Here is a 14,081-nt window from a genome sequence, read left to right on the forward strand (position 1 = left end):
CGAACCAGGATCGTCATCATGAACACGGCATTCGCTGCGGCCATGCGCCGGGCGTCCAAAGAGACGCGCGCCCAAAATCTCGTAGAGGCCACTAGGTTGATTCAAGCCGTCCTCGCCGGGCGTCCGGAGGTCGCCGCCGCGCCAGACGCAGCGTCCGGGGCAAAAGCGATCGGCGCCGATGACGCCCGCTGGTCTCAGGCGGCTGGGCTGTCGCTCGGCGACGCGCTGCGCCACTTTAAGGGCGGCCTCTTGACGCCTGATCCTTTCGCCAAATCGTCGGGAGCGTCCGGTTCAAAGACGCGTGGCGAGACGTCCGTTCCAGGCGGGGCCCGGTTCGAAACCCGCGACTTCGTCTGCGCGGCGGGCGCGAGATCCTACAGACTTTATATTCCCGCCTCCGCGCCCGCACGGCCGCGCGGACTGATCGTCATGCTTCACGGCTGCACGCAGAACCCGGACGACTTCGCGCGCGGCACCGGCATGAACGACGTCGCCGAGACGCGCGGCTTCGCTGTCGCCTATCCGGGCCAGACGCGCTCCGACAACGCCAACGGATGCTGGAACTGGTTTGAGCCGAAGCATCAAGGCCGGGGCGCCGGCGAGCCAGCGATCCTTGCCGGACTGACCCAGTTCATCGTCGCTGAATTCGGGATCGATCCCAGCCAGGTCTTCGTCGCCGGTCTCTCAGCCGGCGGCGCCATGGCGGCCGTGTTGGGAGAGACTTATCCCGAACTCTACGCCGCCGTCGGCGTCCATTCCGGGCTCCCTACTCACACCGCCAAAGACGTCGCATCGGCTTTCGCGGCGATGGGCGGAGGCGGCAAGACTCGAGAGTCTCAAGGGGCACCACGCTATCCGGGCCGCACCATCGTATTTCAGGGCGGAGCCGACAAGACGGTCCATCCATCGAACGCGACCAAGATCCTCGATGCGGCGACGCCTGACGCAGCCTCCATCTCGACGCGGCGCGTCCCGGCCGGAGAAGCGCGCCATCGCCCCGCTGCAATCACGACCATGGCGGATCAGGCGGGCGACACCATCGCCGAACTCTGGCTGGTGGAAGGCGCAGGACACGCCTGGTCCGGCGGCAAGGCCGGCGGCAGCTTCGTCGACCCAATGGGGCCAGACGCGTCTTTGGAGATGATGCGGTTCTTTACCCGCAAAACTTGACGCTTCGGAATGCACGCGCCGGCTCGCAACATCGGCGAGATCATCCGTTCAATCGCGCGGCCATGGGTGTGAAGGCGATTAAAGCGAACACTGCTGAGCCGGCTCCAGCTAAATCGATACTTCGCACTCAAAAAAGTAATATTTGCCACAATCATTTAAAATCTATGAGGCCAGCTGGAGAAAGCACGGGCGCGCAAAATAAATTTCAGCTTAACTTATCAAGGCAAACGCACTTTTCAAATATGTCAAAATAAATTTGGAACGGAACTGCTTGCAAAACATTTGGCTCTTAAGACGCCCACGCGTTGGGTGGCGACTTAAGGCGCTTCAAGCCCGCTCGGGCGCCCTCGATTTTAGGCCGATTCACTTCACGCCCGCGCGGTCCGCAGAGAATGCGCCGCAGTCGCTGTGCGCGTCAGCTGTTTTCAAGCTTTAGGACAGGACGATCGCTTGCGTATTGGCGTCATATCGCATTTGAGACATCCGATCGCAGAGCCGTTCGCTGGCGGCCTCGAGGCTCACACGTTCTCGCTCGCCAGCGGCCTCCGGCGGCGAGGTCATCACGTGACGGTGTTCGCTTCGACGGCCTCCGATCCTCGGATCGGCCTCGAGGCGATCTGCGAAGAGACGGCGTTGACGGAACTTGGGCTTGAGGAAGCCTCAGACGTTCCATTTTTCAAAGAGCATCACGCCTATCTGAGCCTGATGAGCCATCTCCGACGGCGCTCGTTCGACGTCATTCACAACAACTCGCTGCACTATCTGCCCGTGTCGATGGCCGACACCCTTTCGGCCCCGATGGTCACGACGCTGCACACGCCACCGTTCTGCTGGCTTGAAAGCGGCGTGCGGCTCTGCGCTGCGCCTCGTTCGGTGTTCGTCGGCGTGTCGCAGTCAATCCGCAACGCATGGAGCCCTGTCGCGAAGATCGACGATGTCGTCACAAACGGCATCGACCTGGCGCGCTTCGCTTTCCGGGCCACGCCGGATGTAGAGCCCTATTTGATCTGGTTTGGCCGCATCGTTCCCGAAAAAGGTCTCGATCTCGCGATCGACGCGGCCCGATCTATCGGCGCGAGGTTGCGGATCGCCGGCCCAATCTTGGACGCTGATTTCTACGAACAGAAGATCGCGCCGAGGCTCGGCTCCGACATCGTCTATCTCGGCCATCTCGCCCATCCCGAACTGTCGCGAGCAGTCGGCGGAGCGCGAGCGCTTCTTTGCACCCCGCAATGGGAGGAGCCCTACGGCCTCGTCGTGGCGGAAGCGCTCGCCTGCGGCGTGCCGGTCGCGGCCTTCGCGCGCGGCGCGATTCCCGAAATCCTCGACCTGTTCTCCGGCGTGCTGGCGACGCCCGACGACGTCGGATCGCTCGCGGCTGCGGCGCTTGAGGCCCAGCGGCTTGATCGACGCGCCTGCCGCCGCCGGGCTGAGGCGCATTGCGACGCCGAGGCGATGATCGACGGCTACGAGCTCATCTACGAGCGCCTGACCCGGCACGCCCATCCGATCCGGGCGGCCGCCAAGACCGCCGCGAACCTTACGGCGCGCATCTCCGCGCCGGTCCCCGTTTGACAAGGACGCCCATCATGGCTGACGCCAAAAAGACAAAGAAGCCGACCGCTGAGGCCTCTCATGGCGCGGGTGGCGAACTTCACCAGACCGCCTCGGTGCCCGAAGCCCGGATCACAACCAATCACGGCGTTCCGATAAGCGACAACCAGAACTCGCTGAAGGGCGGCGGCCGAGGCCCGACGCTGCTCGAGGACTTCGTTCTCCGGGAGAAGATCCACCACTTTGACCACGAACGCATTCCGGAGCGCATCGTCCATGCGCGCGGATCGGCGGCCCACGGCTTCTTCGAGTTGACGGAGTCGCTCGCCGACGTCACCACCGCGAAGGTGCTGACCGAGGTCGGCAAGAAGACGGAAGTCTTCACGCGCTTCTCCACGGTGGCCGGCGGCGCAGGATCGGTCGACACCCCGCGCGACGTCCGCGGCTTCGCGGTGAAGTTCTATACGAACGAAGGCAACTGGGACCTCGTCGGCAACAACATCCCGGTGTTCTTCATCCAGGATGCGATCAAGTTTCCGGACCTGATCCACTCGGTGAAGATGGAGGCCGACAGCGGCTATCCACAGGCGGCTTCCGCGCACGACACATTTTGGGACTTCATCAGCCTGATGCCTGAGTCGACCCACATGAACATGTGGGCGATGTCCGACCGAGGCATTCCGCGCTCGCTCAGAATGATGGAGGGGTTCGGCGTCAACACCTTCCGCCTTTTGAACGAGGACGGCGTCGCGACGCTGGTCAAATTCCACTGGCGGCCCAAGCTCGGGACGCAGTCCACCTGCTGGGACGAGGCGGTCAAGATCGCCGGCGCCGACCCGGACTACCACCGCCGCGACCTTTATGAGGCGATCGCCGACGGCTCGTTCCCCGAATGGGAGTTCGGCGTCCAGCTCTTCACGCAGAAAGAAGCCGACGCGCTGCCGTTCGACATCCTCGACGCGACCAAGCTCGTGCCCGAGGAGGTCGCGCCGATCCGCATCATCGGCCGCATGGTGCTGAACCGCAACCCCGACAACTTCTTCGCCGAGACCGAGCAGGTCGCCTTCCTGCCGACCAACATGCCGCCCGGAATCGACGTGTCGGAGGATCCGCTGCTGCAAGGGCGGCTGTTCTCCTACCAAGACACCCAGCTGTCTCGGCTCGGCACGGTGAACTTCCACCAGATCCCGATCAACCAGGCCAAGGGCTGCCCGTTCCAGAACTTCCAGCGCGACGGGCAGATGCAGACGCACGTTTCGAAGGGCCGCGCCAACTACGAGCCGAACAGCCTTAGCGAGTCCGGAGAGGACGGCGGCCCGCGCGCCGATCCGAAGGGCGGCTTCCGCACGGCCGCTGTCCCGCTCGAAGGGACCAAGATTCGCATCCGGTCGGAGACTTTCGCCGACCACTTCAGCCAGGCGCGTCTGTTCTTCAGGTCGCAGACAGGTCCGGAACAGGCCCATCTCGCGAGCGCGATCGTGTTCGAGCTGTCGAAGGTTTCGCTCAACCACGTGCGTCTGCGCGTGCTCGCCAACCTCATGAATGTCGACGAGGAGCTCGCGACGCGCGTCGCCGCGGGGCTCGCCATCGACCTGCCGAAAAAGGCGGACGCCGCGGTCGAGCCGATCGACCTCGATCTGTCGCCGGCGCTCCGCATCGTCGGCAAATATCCCGAGACGCTCGAAGGCCGGCAGATCGGCGTGCTCGTGACCGACGACGCCGACGGCAAGATAGTAGACGCGCTGAAGGCCGCGGCCGAAGGTGAAGGCGCCAAGGTCAAGATCGTCGCGCTCAAGATCGGCGGCGTGACGCTCAAAGGTGGCAAGAAGCTGAAGGCCGACGCCCAGCTTCAGGGCGCGCCGTCCGTGATTTTCGACGCGGTCGCGATCGTCGCGTCCCAGGCCGGGTGTTCCGGGCTCCTGAAGGAAGGCGCGGCCGTCGACTTCGCCAAGGACGCCTTCGGTCATCTGAAGGCGATCGGCCATACCGAGGAAGCTCAACCCCTACTCGACAAGGCGGGCGTCGAGCCTGACGCAGGCGTCGTGGATCTTGGAGGGGGGGCGGATGCGTTCCTCACACCGGCGCGCACCCGTCAGTGGGATCGCGAGCCGAGCGTCCGCATCCTCGCTTGAGCGCCGACGTGACCAGCCACCGGCATCTTCCGCCCCTGGCGATTACCGTCGGGGGCTTCTGCGTTTGCGTGCCGGCGCGCGATGAAGTCCATCGCATCGGACGGCTGCTCGCGGCCCTCGCGGCGCAAGACCATCTCGGTGCGATTCCAGTGGTGATCGCGCTTAACAACACCACCGACGCCTCCCGCTACGTGATCGAGGCCGTCGGCCGGCGCCACGTCGATCGATTGGACATCCATCTTGACGAGCACGTGTTTCCGGAAGATCTGGCGCATGCTGGTTCAGCCCGACGGCGCGCCATGGACCTCGGCTTCAGGCGGCTCGGCGGAACCGGCGTACTGCTGACAACGGATGCCGACGCCCGGCCGCCGCCAAATTGGGTGGCTGCGAACCTGAAGGCCATCGCCGCAGGCGCCGACATCGTCGGCGGCGCTCTCGCCCTCGACGAGGATGAGCCCGCCGCCTCCGCGATCATCGATCGCTGGGCGTTGCTCGCGCGCTATTGGGCGATCGTCAGGACGATCGAGGACGAAATCGACCCGAAGCCATGGGACCCGCAGCCGCGTCACGGCGACCACACCGGCGCCAGTCTTGCGGTCACCGCAAAAGCCTATCGCGCGGTCGGCGGCGTCCCCGTCGTTCCGCTCGGCGAGGACGTAGCGCTGGTGAACGCCGTTGTAGCCATGGGAGGTCGGCTGGCCCATCCAATCGACGTCCAAGTCAAGGTCTCGCCCCGGCTCGTCGGCCGTGCCGCGGGCGGCATGGCCGAGGCCATGGTGGCGCTCTCAGGCGATCCCGATCGTCCCCGGACGCTGACGGCGCCAGGTTTCAGACATTGGCGAGAGCGCGCCGAATGGCGGCGCGCGCTACGCGGCCGTCCAGACGGCTACGCTGAAATCGCAAGGCTCGAGCCGACGCTGCCGCCGATGCCATGCGACATGGCTCTTGAGCCGGAGACAGTCCGATGAGCGGCGCGATCGGCTATTACGTCCACCATCACGGGCAAGGTCACCGCCAGCGCGCCATGGCGATCGCCGCCCACGCGCCGAACCGCTTCACCCTGATCGGCACCGGACTGGCCGACCTACCGGAGCCCTTTCGACGTATCGATCTCGCAGATGACCGTCTGACGAAAGACAACACTTTCGAGGGGTTCGACGGCGGAGCCGAACGGCCGGACGCGCTCCATTACGCGCCCATCGCCCATGACGGCGTTCGCGCCCGAAACCTTGCGATGGTCGAGTGGATCGCGCGTGAGAAGCCGGCCGCGATCGTGGTCGATGTTTCGGTCGAAACCGCGATGCTGGCCCGGCTCTGCGCGACGCCGACGATCTATGTGCGTCTTGCGGGACACCGCAACGATCCCGCCCATCTCGACGCTTTTCGGGGCGCCCGGGCGTTGCTGTCGCCGTTTCACGCCGACCTGGACGATCCGGAGATGGCGGACTGGATCCTCGCCAAGACCCGGTATGCGCCTGGCCTCACTGGTCCCGGCGCGGCCCCCAGGCCTTGCGACCGGGTGGTTCTGGTCGTGGTCGGCGCCGGCGGCTCCGTCATCGACGGAGAGCGACTGGCCGCTGCGGCCAGGTCGACGCCGGATCTCAGGTGGCGGGTCATCGGTTCGGTCAAACCGGCCCCGGTCGTGCCGGACAATCTGAAGATGCTTGGGTGGGTGAGCGACGCTGACCGCGAGATCGCTCAGGCCGGCGTCGTGATCGGAGCCGCGGGCGACGGCGTGCTCGGCGCGGTCGCGGCCGCGGCGCGCCCCTTCGTCTGCCTGCCTGAGCCGCGCCCCTATGGGGAGCAGGTCGCCAAAGGACGTCGTCTCCGCGCTCTCGACGCCGCCGTGGTGTTGGACAAATGGCCCGAAGCTGCGGACTGGCCCGAGGTTCTTGAGCGCGCTCGGCGGCTTGATAGACAGCGCATCTATGCCCTGCACGACTCGCAGGGAACCGAGAAGGCGGCCGCGTTCCTGCTCGAGGTCGCGGGCCGATGACAAACATGCCGTCCACGGCCCTGCATCTCTACATGCTCTCAAGCGCACTGACTGAACTCGGCGCCCGCTATGACGCGGCCCCTGACTATCCGGCTGACAGCTTGGCGCTTTTGGTTCGCAGCGGTCTCCACGCGACCTTCGCGCCAGAAGAGTGCGGCGGGCAGCGTTTCACAGATCCGACGGCGGAAAACATTGCTTTGCTCGATTGCCTTCGTCTCGTTGGACGCGCCGACCTGAGCCTTGGCCGCATCTTCGAAGGTCACGTGAACGCCCTGAAGCTGTACAACTGGTATGGCTCGGAAGCGCAGAAACGGCGCCTGAGAGACGATCTGAGCCTCGGGCGGATCTTCGGTTGCTGGGCGACGGAACCTAAGCCTGGCGTCACGCTCGAAGCGGATCCGTTCGGCTGGCGGCTGACAGGAGCGAAGCGCTTTGCGACCGGGGCCGGCGGAATCGATTTCGCCGTCATCACGGCTCAGCCAGCGGAAGGCCTTCGGCGGCTTGCGATAGTGCCCGCCAACGCGCCCGAGCGCGCCGACAATGCCAGCTGGCGGGTTCGCGGCATGCGCGCAACAATGAGCGGGACATATGACGTCGGCGGTTTGCGTCTCACCGAGGACGATCTTCTCGGCGGGCCGGGCGACTATGATCGCGAGCCGCGCTTCACTGCGGGAGCCTGGCGATTCTGTGCAGTCCAACTCGGTGGCGCAGAGGCGCTGCTCGTCGAGACGAGAAACGTGATGTCGGACGGAGCGCGCGCCGATCCCCTCCAGCGCGCGACCTTTGGCGCCGCGGTGGCCGCGGTGCGCACCGCCTATCTCTGGACCCGCGAGGCCGCGGTCCGAGCCGCCGCCGACGACCCCGACGCGGTCCCCTTTGTGCAGATGACGCGCGGGGTCGTAGAACGCGCCGCGCTCGATGCGATGGAGGCGGCCGCCCGTCTCGCCGGCACGCGCAGCGCGTTCGAGGGGCAGCGCATCGACAAGATCACCCGCGACTTGAGCCTCTATTTGCGTCAGGCGGGGCCCGACCACGCGCGTGATCAGGCGGCGATCGCGTGGCTCGATCATGATGTCTGGGGCGCAGGAGACGAACTTTGGTGACATCCGGCGTCTCCGCCCAACCGCTGTCACGCAGTCAATGGGCGACCGCGCGCTGGCTGGTGCTCGCCCCGCATGCCGACGACGAGACGATCGGGGCGGGCGCGCTGATCGCCACCGCCGCGAGACGGGGACGGCTCGCCGGCGTCGCCTTCGTGACCGACGGCGCCGGGTCGCATCCTCACGCCGATGGTCGCAGCCGCGCGATGCTTGTCGCGTTGAGGCGACGCGAGGCCGAGCGCGCTATGAGGCGGCTCGCGCCCGCCGCGCCCGCGGTGACGTTCCTCGACTGGCCCGACGCCGCTCCGCCGGCGGAAGGCGAGCCGGCGTTCGAGCGCGCGCTTTCTCGTCTCTCAGCCCATTGCCGCCGCGAGCGCGTCGACGCTGTTGCGGTCACCGCGCTGCATGAGCCGCATTGCGATCACGAGGCCGCATGTCGCCTCGCCTACGCGCTCCAGAAGCGCGCCTTCCTGCCCCTCGCCGTGTTCGAATATCTCGTATGGGCGGACGGTCCGCCTGACGGAAGCTATCGCGCGCTGCGCACCGGCGTCGCCCCGACCGGTCCGCGGCGCCTCGCGCTGGCGGCGCATCGCAGCCAGACGACTCCGCTCGAGGGCGAAGGTTTTCGGCTACCGACGCGCCATTTCAAGTCTCCGCCGTTCGACCTGCTTTATGTGAGGAGCGCCGCCCATGGAGGATAAGCGCTCGCTGACGCCGGACTATTTCGAGCGCATGTACGCCGAAACGTCAGATCCATGGGGGTTCGAGACCAGCGCTTACGAAGCTGCGAAATACGACCGCACGATCGCCGCCTTAGGCAGTCGTCGATATCTCCGTGCGCTCGAGGTCGGATGCGCCAACGGCGTGCTCACCCGCAGGCTCGCAGCGCATGCCCGCGAGCTTTTCGCGATCGACGCCAGCGCGACCGCGCTCGACCGCGCCCGTGAGCGCTGCGCGGATCTGAAGAATGTCCGCGTCCAGCGGATGACGTTCCCGCTCGATGCCCCGGTCGACTGCCGCTTCGATCTCGTGGTGCTGTCCGAGGTGGCCTACTACTGGGGGAGCGATGATCTAGCCCTCGCGGCCGCCTGGCTGCTCAGCCATCTGGCGATCGACGGCGAGCTTCTTATGGTCCATTGGACCGGTGAGACCGATTATCCACAGACGGCCGACGAGGCTGTTGAAGGCTTGAGCGCAGGGTTTGAGGGCGGCCCCGAGGTCTTGCGAGCCGAGCGCGCAGCCCAGTACCGGCTCGACCTCTGGCGTCGGCGTTGACAGGCCTCAGCGTCCTCACGCTCGCAAAAGGCCGCGCCGGCCATCTGGCGAACCTCATAGAAGGTTTGAGGCGCAGCGATCTCCCGCCCGATGAACTCGTCATTGTCGATATGGGCGGGGCGCCGGATGAACTCCCCGAAACACCTTTCCCGGTCCGCAGGGAAAGGATCGCAGGCGAGGGCCTACCGCTGGCCGCCGCCCGAACCGCGCGGCGTCGAGCGCCCAGCATGACCATCTCCTGTTCCTCGACGTCGATTGCATCCCCGCCGCACGCCTCGTCGCCGCGATGTCGGAGACACTCGGCGCCCACGATGCGCTGATCTGCCCGGAAGTGCTTTATCTCGGACCCGAAGACGCCCGTAAGGTTTGGCGGGAGGACGATCTGATCCGTAGAGGGGCGCCGCATCCGGTGCGACCGTTCCCGACTTCAGGGCTGTCGAAGGAGTCGAACGCCGGCCTGTTCTGGTCGCTGGCCTTCGGGATTCGGCGCAATCGCTTCGCGGCCTTGGGCGGCTTCGACGAGGCGTTCACCGGCTAAGGCGCCGAAGACACCGACTTTGGGTTTCGCGCAAAAAGCCTCAGGTCTGCCGTTGCTTCTGATGGCGGGACCCGGGGCCTTCCATCAGCATCATCCGGTGTCCGATCCGCCAATCGAACATCTCAACGACATTCTTCGAAACGCAGAGACGTTTCACGCGAAGTGGGGCGTCTGGCCGATGCGTGGTTGGCTCGACGCCTTCGAAGCGCGCGGCCTCATTACGCTTGCAGACGAAGTGATCCGTCGGCGCTAAGTCCGGCGAACGGACGATAACCGGGGGAAGCGACAATGACATCGCCGAGTTCCGCCAAGCAGGGGCACGCAGGCTTCAAGTTTCTCAAGACGCTGTAGCGCTCCACCGGAGACGCCGGCGGAGCGCATGAGTCAACCTAGGTGATTTACTTGCCAGAGCCGGTCGTAGGGGTTTCGCTATGGCCGCGGAGATCCTTGGCCTGATTGTCGGAGCTGCCGGCGGAGGTCGGCTTCTCGCCCTTCATCTCCATCGATCCGGACGACGAGCCGCCCTTCATCTCGCTCTTCATCGAGCCAGACGAGTCCTTCATTTTCATCCCGTCGGTCTGCGAGCCGCTGGTTGCGTTGTTTTCCGTGCCGGTGGCCTGAGCCATGGCGAAGGAGGTCGAGGCAGCGAGCAGGGCTGCGGCGGCGCTGGTCGTGAAGATATTTTTGAAGGTCATGACGTTTCCTTATTATTTGAGGACTTAAACGAGAGAGATCAGTGAAGCCCAGCAATGCTGCGCCCGCTCGGACCACTCGAATAAGCGACCGAAATGACGTCAGTCATTTAACAATACGAAGCTCTGAGATTTTTGTTTCTCATCGCGCGTAAAATTCTGGATTATATTTTTTTAGAACGAGCGGAACGAATATTGATACATATAAATACATATCCGGAGATTGCTCAGATGCCAGCGTACCAGGCGTATCCATTGTCTTCCCAATAGCCGCCCTTTCCGCCGCCGATCTCGTCGAAACTGGCGACGGCTTCGATCCTCATGACGTATTTGGCCATCTTGTAGCCGAGCTGACGTTCCACCCGCAGCCTGAGCGGCGCGCCGTGCTCGACCTTCAGCGGTTGGCCGTTCATTTCGTAGGCGAGGATCGTTTGCGGGTGGACGGCATCCACGAGATCGACGCTCTCGTAGTAGCGGACTGGCGAGCCGTCCTCGGCGTTCTCCATCGTGTCCGCGCAGTGGAACACGACATACCGCGCCTGCGGCTTCAGCCGCGCCTTCTCGATGAGCGCGGCGAGCGGAGCGCCGGTCCACTTGCCGATGCAGCTCCATCCTCCACGCAGTCATGGCGGGTGATCTGCGTGCGCGACGGCAGCCTTCGGAGATCCTCGATCGACAGATCGAGCGGCGTCTCCACCAAGCCGCCGACCTTGAGCCTAAAACCCTCGAAGTTCCGCGCGACGAGCGCCTTGTAGTCCTCGTCGACTGGGTCGATCGTGCCGTTCGGCTTGAACCAAGGCGAGATGTCGGCCTCGGCGTATTCCCGGGCGAGCGACTGCTGCGTCAGCATCGTCCGCTGGACGAAGAGGCTGGCGTCTTCGCCGGCCTCGAGCGTACGACGAACCCAGGGCATCTGCCCAAGCTGGTCACAGCCTGCGAGCAGCGATGCGCCGGCCGCGGAGCCGCCGAGCAGGACGGCGCGACGGCTCAGGGTGCGGCTCATGCCTGATCTCCCGACGGGTTCGTTCGCTCGATCCGGAACCAGCCCGTCAGCATGCCGCGGACGTTGTTCCAGAACCCTGAGAGCACAACCATGGCGACGTGTATGAGGACGAACAGGACAAGCAGGTTGGCGAGAACGAAATGGATGGTGCGGGCTGACTGCCGGCCTCCGAAGAGGTCGATCACCCAAGGCGCCGCTGCGTTGAAGCCGGGCGACAAAGCAAGGCCGGCGAGTAGCTGCAACGGCAGAAGACCCAGAACGACGACGAGGTAGGTCAGCTTCTGCAGCACGTTGTAGCGCGTCGCCTCTTCGCCTTTCGGGAAGCGGAAGCGCAGGTGCTCGATGACGCTGGCGCCGATATGGCGAAGCTGATCACCCGATGGGACCAGCCGTTTCCTAAGCTGTCCGCTCGCCACGCCATAGCCGAGATAGACGAGGCCGTTCAGCACGAAGAGCCAGGCGAAGAAGAAGTGCCAGCTCCGCCCCTCCGCGAGGCTTTGGTAGCTCGGCAAAGTCGCCCATGAGGGAAAGCCACGGCCGATGATTTCCCCGTCGGCGTCTTTCGACGCGCCGAGCACACCGGTGGTGTCGAAGCTCTGCCCAAACGCCGTCGTGACGCCTCGCGGCGGCTCCGTTTCGGTCGCGGTCATCGCCACGAGCGGGGTGTCGAAGGGAGACGTGCCCCCAGTAGAGCGCGGGATGTGCGTTGAAGATCTGAAGCCCGCTGAGCAGCAGCACGGCCAGGCAGACGACGTTGACCCAATGCGCGATCCGAATCGTCGCCGGATGCCGAAACACCCAGCGAGCCCCGGAGGCTTGCGTTCCGGTTTCAGCCGCTTTGGTCGTCGCCATCAAGCTGCTCCTGGCCGACCGGCGATATCGCCGGCCGGCGTTGCAAGGATCTCATCAGACGTTTCGATGGAGCCGCGGGTTTCGTTACATCGGCGGCACGACGCCGTCCTTTCCGATCGCGACCGCCCGGGCGCTCAGGGTCTCGCCGTCGCGGGTCGTGATGGAGAAAACGGGAGCGCCCTTCATAACGATCGACTTGTCGGCTTTCTCGAAGGTGACGATCGGCGCGGTCGGCGGGACCTTGATGGTCTTGGACTGACCATTGTCGTAGGTCACGTCGATCGTCTTTTCACCGCCCGCGCCGTGCTCGACTTGATCGAACCGTTCGTCATCGCGCTCTCCGTGGTCGCGCCGCCCGACTTCTGCGTTTTGACCGTGCCATTGGTCATGGCGCTCTTGGTCTTTGATCCGCCCGAGGAAACGGTCGTGTCTTCGATCTCGTCCCAGGGGTAATGACCCTCGCCTGTGCCGCGCATCGCTTCGGGGAAGATTACCACCTCAAGCGCCACCGGCGTCTGGTCTGCCCCCTGAGAAGTGGTCCTCCCTGATGTATGGCTTTTGGCCATGTGGAGGACTGAACGATGCCGAGGAAGAGGCACGCACCTGAAGAGATCGTCGCGAAGCTGCGGCAGGTCGAGGTTCTGACCGCGCAAGGTCGGCCGGTCGCGGAAGCGATCCGGTCGATCGGGGTGACCGAAGTCACGTTCTATCGCTGGCGCACCGAGTATGGCGGGCTGAAGGGCGACCAGGTGAAGCGCCTGAAGGAGCTGGAGGCCGAGAACGCCCGGCTTCGTCGAGCGGTGTCGGACCTGACGCTGGACAAGATGATCCTGGCGGAGGCAGCTCGGGGAAACTGATCAGCCCCGCCCGTCGCCGCGACTGCGTCGATCGTGTGGTGAGCAAGCTCGGCGTGACGGAGCGCCGTGCTTGCCTTGTGCTCGGCCCACCGATCGACACAGCGGAAGGTCCCAACGCGGCCCGACGACGAGGCGGCGCTGACCGCCGACATCGTCGCGCTGGCTGTCCAGTATGGCCGTTACGGCTACAGGCGGATCGCGGCTCTGCTGCGCTCCGCCGGCTGGGTCGTGAACCTGAAGCGGGTCGAGCGGATCTGGCGACGTGAGGGGCTGAAGGTTCCGACGAAGCAACCCAAGCGGGGCGGCTGTGGCTCAACGACGGCTCATGCGTGCGGCTGCGGCCGGAGCGGCCGAACCACTGGTCCTACGACTTCGTCGAGGATCGGACGCATGACGGCCGCAAGTTCAGGAGCTCAACGTGATCGACGAACCGAAGGTCGGCGCAGCCAGTTCACGCGCGAATGCCTGGCGATCCGGATCGGGCGGAGGCTCAGGTCGACCGACGTCATCGACGTCCTGTCAGACCTGTTCATTCTCCGCGGCGCGCCGGGCCACATCCGGTCGGACAACGGCCCGGAGTTCGCGGCCAAGGCCGTCCGCGAGTGGATCGTCGCCGTCGGCTCGAGGACTGCCTTCATCGAGCCCGGCAGCCCTTGGGAGAACGGCTACTGCGAGAGCTTCAACGCTCGGCTCCGCGACGAGCTTCTCAACGGCGAGATCTTCTCCTCACTCGCCGAGGCCAAGGCCGTGATCGAAACCTGGCGGCGGCACTACAACGCCATCCGCCCACACTCGGCGCTCGGCTACAGGCCGCCCGCGCCAGAGGTCGCGCTATGGCCGGCTGCGCAACCCCGACCAGCTCCGCCGGCCACACCAACCGTCGCGTCAGCGCCGCTCATGAACTAACATTCC

At 65.2% G+C, this 14,081-nt stretch carries 13 protein-coding genes and 3 pseudogenes; 12 read left to right on the plus strand and 4 right to left on the minus strand.

Going from position 1 to position 14,081, the window contains the following annotated elements:
- The first annotated feature begins 42 nt into the window (after positions 1-42).
- The 11 genes from K6K41_RS12890 to K6K41_RS12940 all read left to right on the plus strand — a co-directional run bounded on the left by K6K41_RS12890 (position 43) and on the right by K6K41_RS12940 (position 10,386).
- A complete protein-coding gene (locus K6K41_RS12890; protein WP_428978601.1) occupies positions 43-1,170 on the plus strand; it encodes an extracellular catalytic domain type 1 short-chain-length polyhydroxyalkanoate depolymerase in 1,128 nt (375 codons plus the stop codon).
- A gap of 564 nt (positions 1,171-1,734) precedes the next feature.
- Positions 1,735-2,745 (plus strand): glycosyltransferase, encoded by a 1,011-nt coding sequence (locus K6K41_RS12895; RefSeq protein WP_346433446.1) that lies wholly within the window; start codon positions 1,735-1,737, stop codon positions 2,743-2,745.
- Positions 2,746-2,759: 14 nt separating this feature from the next.
- Positions 2,760-4,856 carry a catalase gene (locus tag K6K41_RS12900; RefSeq protein ID WP_261405358.1) on the plus strand — a complete coding sequence of 699 codons (2,097 nt, stop codon included), beginning with the start codon at positions 2,760-2,762 and terminating at the stop codon, positions 4,854-4,856.
- Between the two features lie 68 nt (positions 4,857-4,924).
- Entirely contained in the window at positions 4,925-5,824 is a 900-nt protein-coding gene (locus K6K41_RS12905; RefSeq protein WP_261405359.1) for a glycosyltransferase, read from the plus strand.
- The gene (locus K6K41_RS12910) at positions 5,821-6,852 is read left to right on the plus strand and encodes a glycosyltransferase (protein WP_261405360.1); all 1,032 of its coding nucleotides are present in this window, start codon (positions 5,821-5,823) and stop codon (positions 6,850-6,852) included. The genes K6K41_RS12905 and K6K41_RS12910 overlap by 4 nt, the downstream gene beginning before the upstream one ends.
- Positions 6,849-7,955, plus strand: a complete 1,107-nt coding sequence (locus K6K41_RS12915; RefSeq protein ID WP_261405361.1) for an acyl-CoA dehydrogenase family protein — start codon at positions 6,849-6,851, stop codon at positions 7,953-7,955. Before K6K41_RS12910 ends, K6K41_RS12915 begins: the two co-directional genes overlap by 4 nt.
- Positions 7,952-8,653 (plus strand): PIG-L deacetylase family protein, encoded by a 702-nt coding sequence (locus tag K6K41_RS12920; RefSeq protein ID WP_261405362.1) that lies wholly within the window; start codon positions 7,952-7,954, stop codon positions 8,651-8,653. Before K6K41_RS12915 ends, K6K41_RS12920 begins: the two co-directional genes overlap by 4 nt.
- A complete protein-coding gene (locus K6K41_RS12925) occupies positions 8,643-9,227 on the plus strand; it encodes a class I SAM-dependent DNA methyltransferase (protein ID WP_261405363.1) in 585 nt (194 codons plus the stop codon). Before K6K41_RS12920 ends, K6K41_RS12925 begins: the two co-directional genes overlap by 11 nt.
- A gap of 238 nt (positions 9,228-9,465) precedes the next feature.
- Positions 9,466-9,765: a hypothetical protein gene (locus K6K41_RS12930; protein ID WP_261405726.1), complete on the plus strand. Its 300-nt coding sequence runs from the start codon at positions 9,466-9,468 to the stop codon at positions 9,763-9,765.
- A gap of 19 nt (positions 9,766-9,784) precedes the next feature.
- Positions 9,785-10,018: a hypothetical protein gene (locus K6K41_RS12935; RefSeq protein WP_261405364.1), complete on the plus strand. Its 234-nt coding sequence runs from the start codon at positions 9,785-9,787 to the stop codon at positions 10,016-10,018.
- A 203-nt stretch (positions 10,019-10,221) separates the two neighbouring features.
- Positions 10,222-10,386, plus strand: a complete 165-nt coding sequence (locus K6K41_RS12940) for a hypothetical protein (RefSeq protein WP_261405365.1) — start codon at positions 10,222-10,224, stop codon at positions 10,384-10,386.
- A gap of 298 nt (positions 10,387-10,684) precedes the next feature.
- On the opposite strand, the pseudogene K6K41_RS12945 reads toward K6K41_RS12940, so the two are convergent.
- From K6K41_RS12945 to K6K41_RS12960, 4 genes and pseudogenes are all read right to left on the minus strand, one after another.
- A pseudogene (locus tag K6K41_RS12945) lies at positions 10,685-11,460 on the minus strand (molybdopterin-binding protein).
- Positions 11,457-12,312: pseudogene (locus K6K41_RS12950) on the minus strand (cytochrome b/b6 domain-containing protein). The pseudogenes K6K41_RS12945 and K6K41_RS12950 overlap by 4 nt, the downstream one beginning before the upstream one ends.
- An 84-nt stretch (positions 12,313-12,396) precedes the next feature.
- Positions 12,397-12,588, minus strand: a complete 192-nt coding sequence (locus K6K41_RS12955) for a hypothetical protein (RefSeq protein WP_261405366.1) — start codon at positions 12,586-12,588, stop codon at positions 12,397-12,399.
- Positions 12,585-12,821, minus strand: a complete 237-nt coding sequence (locus K6K41_RS12960) for a hypothetical protein (RefSeq protein WP_261405367.1) — start codon at positions 12,819-12,821, stop codon at positions 12,585-12,587. The genes K6K41_RS12955 and K6K41_RS12960 overlap by 4 nt, the downstream gene beginning before the upstream one ends.
- Positions 12,822-12,893: 72 nt before the next feature.
- On the opposite strand from K6K41_RS12960, the pseudogene K6K41_RS12965 reads away from it, so the two are divergent.
- A pseudogene (locus tag K6K41_RS12965) lies at positions 12,894-14,075 on the plus strand (IS3 family transposase).
- The last annotated feature ends 6 nt before the right edge of the window (positions 14,076-14,081 follow it).

The sequence above is a fragment of the Chenggangzhangella methanolivorans genome (assembly GCF_019797865.1).
Classification (GTDB): Bacteria; Pseudomonadota; Alphaproteobacteria; order Rhizobiales; family Methylopilaceae; genus Methylopila; species Methylopila methanolivorans.

Bases quoted from the DNA above. Each gene is read 5' to 3' on its own strand.
- K6K41_RS12900 (WP_261405358.1), top strand. From the start codon at position 2,760: ATGGCTGACGCCAAAAAGACAAAGAAGCCGACCGCTGAGGCCTCTCAT.
- K6K41_RS12890 (WP_428978601.1), top strand. From the start codon at position 43: ATGCGCCGGGCGTCCAAAGAGACGCGCGCCCAAAATCTCGTAGAGGCC.
- K6K41_RS12910 (WP_261405360.1), top strand. From the start codon at position 5,821: ATGAGCGGCGCGATCGGCTATTACGTCCACCATCACGGGCAAGGTCAC.
- K6K41_RS12925 (WP_261405363.1), top strand. From the start codon at position 8,643: ATGGAGGATAAGCGCTCGCTGACGCCGGACTATTTCGAGCGCATGTAC.
- K6K41_RS12915 (WP_261405361.1), top strand. From the start codon at position 6,849: ATGACAAACATGCCGTCCACGGCCCTGCATCTCTACATGCTCTCAAGC.